Here is a 4,223-nt window from a genome sequence, read left to right as displayed (position 1 = left end):
GACGGTCGCCTGGAAGGACGAAGCGGCGCTGTCGGATGTACAACCTCGCGCAGCAGGCCTCCGCCGCCGAGCCCGGGCCGGACACGGCGTCGCAGGTAGACCCGGCGCTCCGGCTGGGGCGCCCGGGCCTGGCGATCCCGCTGACCGTGCCCGGCCTGTGGCCCGACTGGGACGTGGCCGGATGGAAGAAGCACCCCGCGGTGGTCCAGGTCCGCCACCGCATGCTGGTCGCGGGCCGGGCGGAGCTGGTCGGCACCCGCTGGCTCGCCGTGGGCGGCAACCGCTACCTGCGCGAGCGCGGCGGCGGCCGTTCCCACCGGCTGCGCTGGTTCGCCAGCGCGCAGGACGCTGCCGCGGCGGTGGCCCGCCAGCACCAGGACCTGTGGACCCGCCGCGACACCACAACGAGCTGAGCACCGGGGCCTGTGTCAGGCAGTGCGCCGCTGCTCGCTGTCGCGCATCAGACCGGCCAGGGTCGCCTCCAGCTCCGCGGTCAGTTCGACGTCGTGCACCGCGTCCGGGTCCACCGGCGGTCGGCTGACCTCCTTCAGGCCCAGCAGCACCAGAACCCGCCAGTAGGGCAGATGACTCTCGGTCGCGGCCGGGTAGCCGATCAGCACGCTCGCTGCTCGCGGCTGGCTGTGCTGCTCGATCAGCGCCAGCAGCCGGTCCGCGATGCGGGCCGTGCGCTTCTGGTCGGTGATCCCCTCCAGCGCGAGGACGACCGGGTTGCGGTGGCCAGCTACCCGCAGCGCGAGCTTGTGTACACCCGTTCACTCGTTAGAAGCATATGCCAGAAGGCCTTGCCGATTCGGCTTCGATGTCAGCGACCCTGGTAGGCGATGCGAACGGCGCGGGGGTGGTGGGTGTTCGTTCCGGCTTTGGGGGAATTTGTGGGCCGACAACCGGAGCGAGCATCAACACCCCTCTTGCATGCAGACACGAGGGAGTTCATGTGCTCACCTTTGAGGAAGCCACCGAAGCCAAGGCCATGCATGCCAGCGGCTGGTCAATTTCCAAGATCGCCCGGCACTTGAACCACGACCGCAAGACCATCCGGAGCTATCTGACCGGGCAACGAGTACCAGGTGTCCGCCGCTGCTCAGGCCCTGACACCCTGGAACAGTTCATCGACTACTGCCGACAACGACTGACCGACGAGCCCCGCCTTACCGCGGCCACGCTCTTTGGGGAACTCACCGAACTCGGTTACCAGCGTGCCTACTCCACCTTTACCAGAGCACTCCGCCACCGCGGGCTGCGACCGCAGCCCCGGCGCGCTGCGTATTCCATCCATGAGGCTCGCCATGACCTTGGCCGGCTACGACACCAGCCTGGCCTGGCCCAGCTGGCGATCCCCGGGACGTAGATCCGGCCGCAGCGGACCCCGGAGCAGGCCGTCGGCGAAAGGCGCTGGAGCAATGCCGGAAGCAGCACAGATGATCCAGGCCGCTGCCAAGTCGTCGCGTTCCTGCACGGAGGAGGAACGCTGGGCGGTGTGCGTGGAGTTGGTCTTCTCGTTGCTGGGGGCGGCCGCGCAAGACGACGTGGGCACCACGGATCTGTTCGCCTGGGACCGTCCGAGCGATCACCTCAGCCCCACCGCCTACGGGCTGCTCGGGCAGATGGCGACCCGGGCTGCCGGGGCTGACCTTCGCGGCAGCCTGCTGTTCGCCTTGGGGCTGTCCAGTACCTCGGCTGAGCCGGCCCCGCTACCCCCGAGGCCCCGCTGGTTGCTTTCGCGCCGGACCTGCTCTGAGCTGCACTGGTTACCTTCGCGATGCGCCGTCCGGTCGAAGGTAACCAGCGCCGGCGCGAGTAACGGTTCCGGAGGTAACCAGCGCGGTCTCCACGCACGTCGCGGGTCACCAGCAGCGGCACCAGGACCGCATTGGCGGCAGATTCCGGCCCGCAGCCGTGGGCTACCCCGTGAGCTACCCAGTGGGGCAGGGGGTGGGGTATGGCGTGAGCTGCCCCGTGGGCTGCCCTTGGACGGTGTCTCACGTGGCGATCTTGTGCTCATCTGGCCAGCCTCTCAGGCTGGCCAGATGAGCTGACCGTCCTCGACCGACGGGAGAGTCGTGGGCATCTCGTCGGTAACCCAGGCGAACTCCAGCGCAGCGAGCGTGGCCCCCCGCTCGGTCCAGACCAGGATTTCGCCGACGTAGGCACCCGAGGGATCGTGGACTTGCGTGTCAACGGGCAGGATCACTTCTGGCAGGGCTGCGTGCTGGCAAGGTTCGCGGACCTGGAGGTCGACGCTCACGGAGTCGGCCCCCCAGATGGCGATCACCTCGGTGCGGTCCAGCTGACTGCGCAGTTCCGATGCGCCGACGAAGTCCGCCGACAGGATGTTTTCAAGCACTGCGCGTTCGTCAGCGTTCAGCGGACGTGGGTCGATGGGAAGGGCAGCCACTGGCCCATTGTGGGTGGATGGGAACAATCCGGCCGACTCCCGCACCGGCCGTGGCCGCGAGCTGCCCGCAGCTGCACCATGATCGTTCATGGGGGTTCCTGCTCAGCAGTCACCCCGGCCTTTGAGAGCCCAGTGCCTGGTGTGATGATGTCCGGCATGAACGGCAGCAACACCCGAGCGGCGCGGATCCGCAAGCGCATCATGGCGGTCGTCGCCAGTACGTTCGGGGTGCTGGCGCTCCTCGTGGGCACCCTTGGCACTGTCGTGGCAGTCCACCTGTTGGTCACTGGCTCGCGCACCACGGCGGTCGTCGGCGCGGTCGACACGTCCCGGAAGAACCCGAACTACCTGCTGGAGTTCACGCTCGCAGATGGGACTCCGGTCCAGGCGTGGACAGGCGCGGTCGGCAGCAGCCAGGTGGGCGACAAGGTTTTGGTGCTCTACGACCCGGCCGACCCCGTGGACTGGGTGGTGTCGCCCGGCTACGAGACCGAACAGACCTGGATACCACTGCTGGTCTGCCTTGTGGTGGCGGGGGGCCTGTTCCTTTCGGGCGGTCAGCCTGGCGGCGGTCCCGCCGCCCTGCTGTCACTATCCCCGTGAGTGCCGCCGGGGGCACATGTACGACCTGACGGCGCCCGCGGACTCGGTCCTGGCCCACCCGCAGCAGGCGCTGGATCTGGGGGAGAGGCACGGACTCAGCTGACGAGCCCCGCTCGGGCGCCGTGATCGCTGGCGATCCGTTGATCGTCGACACTTGGCCTTCGTGGGTGGGCATCTGACGCAGCGACTCGTGCCGGACAGCTTGTGGGTGCTCCTGGAACCGGTGCTTCCAGCCTTCCGAGCTCGCCAGCAGGGCGGAGGCACGGCTCCGCTCGAACAGCCTGCGGTCTTCACCGTAGTCGTGTGCGTGCTGACCAGCGGATGCGCCTGGCGGCATCTGCCGCCCACCTTCGGAGTGTCGTGGCCGGCGGCCGCGCGCTGGAGCACCTGGCGGCCGCGGTTGTGTCCGGCGCGGATGGGTTCGGCGATTCCCGCAGTGGTCCTGACCGCGCTCGCTGACGGGCCGGGTGGTGAGGCGGTCGTCTCGGGTCTGCTTGTGCGGGTCGCCTGCTCGCTCCCGGGCCGTGTCCCGGGTTCGATTCTGATGGCGTCGCGGCTCGGGCTGTTGCCGTTCGCATCGGGGCGGCGGTGGGGCTGTGGCGACCTCCCGGCCGCTCTGACCTGATCCGCGCCCGCCCACCGCGCCTGCCCGGTGCGCCTCGGTCAGGGCGTTGGTTGTGCGGGCCATGGGAGGTCGTTCCGGTTGTTCGGGTAGGGTGGCGGGCGGACCCGGCCCGTGCCTGTCTGGATTACTCGCACGGGTCGGGCGTTCTTGTTCGCGGGCCGAATGGTGCTGCGCACCTGTGTTCGTGCCGTCGCCTCCTGTCGCGCGTTCTCGGGCCGGCGTCCGACGCTCGCTGTCGCGTCGCCCGCGCACGTTGAGCGCACGTTGGGCGCGCGGTCGGGTAGCCAGGGAACTTCCACCGCGGTGGCGCGACGGCGGGAGAGGGCGTTTGGCCTGTGTTGGTGACCTTTTTGGTTACCCGGGATCGCAGGGTGGCCAGCCTTTGCACTGGATGACGACGCGGGCGGCAATTTCCCGCGTGGGGTCGGTCCTGGGCGGTTCACGCCGGGTGCGGGGACGGGGCGGCTGGGTGTCTTGTTGGCGTTCGACCTCTTCCTCTTGGGCGTGGCACGGTGTGTTGTGTGTCTGCTCGCACCGGGCGGGGTGGGCAGGCCCGGTGCGGGTGCAGTCGTGCGGCCG

Annotated in this window: 6 protein-coding genes; 4 read left to right on the top strand and 2 right to left on the bottom strand. The window is 69.3% G+C overall.

What is annotated here, in order from left to right; genetic code table 11:
* Positions 1–413 (top strand): hypothetical protein (locus TR50_RS39720; RefSeq protein WP_236654791.1); only part of this gene is annotated, 413 nt, incomplete at its 5' end.
* A 15-nt stretch (positions 414–428) separates the two neighbouring features.
* Here TR50_RS39720 and TR50_RS39715 read toward each other — a convergent pair.
* A complete protein-coding gene (locus tag TR50_RS39715) occupies positions 429–620 on the bottom strand; it encodes a hypothetical protein (protein WP_042434495.1) in 192 nt (63 codons plus the stop codon).
* Between the two features lie 335 nt (positions 621–955).
* Here TR50_RS39715 and TR50_RS46300 point away from each other — a divergent pair, with 335 nt between their 5' ends.
* Entirely contained in the window at positions 956–1,369 is a 414-nt protein-coding gene (locus TR50_RS46300) for a hypothetical protein (protein ID WP_160311266.1), read from the top strand.
* A gap of 666 nt (positions 1,370–2,035) precedes the next feature.
* On the opposite strand, the gene TR50_RS39710 is transcribed toward TR50_RS46300, so the two are convergent.
* Positions 2,036–2,416, bottom strand: coding sequence for a hypothetical protein (locus TR50_RS39710; protein WP_152648893.1), 381 nt, complete (start codon positions 2,414–2,416; stop codon positions 2,036–2,038).
* 156 nt (positions 2,417–2,572) lie between these two features.
* On the opposite strand from TR50_RS39710, the gene TR50_RS39705 reads away from it, so the two are divergent.
* Both TR50_RS39705 and TR50_RS50275 read left to right on the top strand, forming a co-directional pair.
* On the top strand, positions 2,573–3,019 hold the full coding sequence (locus TR50_RS39705; RefSeq protein WP_152648892.1) for a DUF3592 domain-containing protein: 447 nt from the start codon (positions 2,573–2,575) through the stop codon (positions 3,017–3,019).
* A 163-nt stretch (positions 3,020–3,182) separates the two neighbouring features.
* On the top strand, positions 3,183–3,644 hold the full coding sequence (locus TR50_RS50275) for a transposase (protein ID WP_369405819.1): 462 nt from the start codon (positions 3,183–3,185) through the stop codon (positions 3,642–3,644).
* The last annotated feature ends 579 nt before the right edge of the window (positions 3,645–4,223 follow it).

This window comes from Streptacidiphilus anmyonensis, assembly GCF_000787855.1.
Taxonomy (GTDB): Bacteria; Actinomycetota; Actinomycetes; order Streptomycetales; family Streptomycetaceae; genus Streptacidiphilus; species Streptacidiphilus anmyonensis.
Note: the sequence above shows the minus strand (reverse complement) of the source record. Positions and strands in the feature narration are given on the sequence as shown.

What these genes read in the sequence shown, in the direction of transcription:
- TR50_RS39705 (WP_152648892.1), top strand. Translation starts at nt 2,573, where the DNA reads ATGAACGGCAGCAACACCCGAGCGGCGCGGATCCGCAAGCGCATCATG.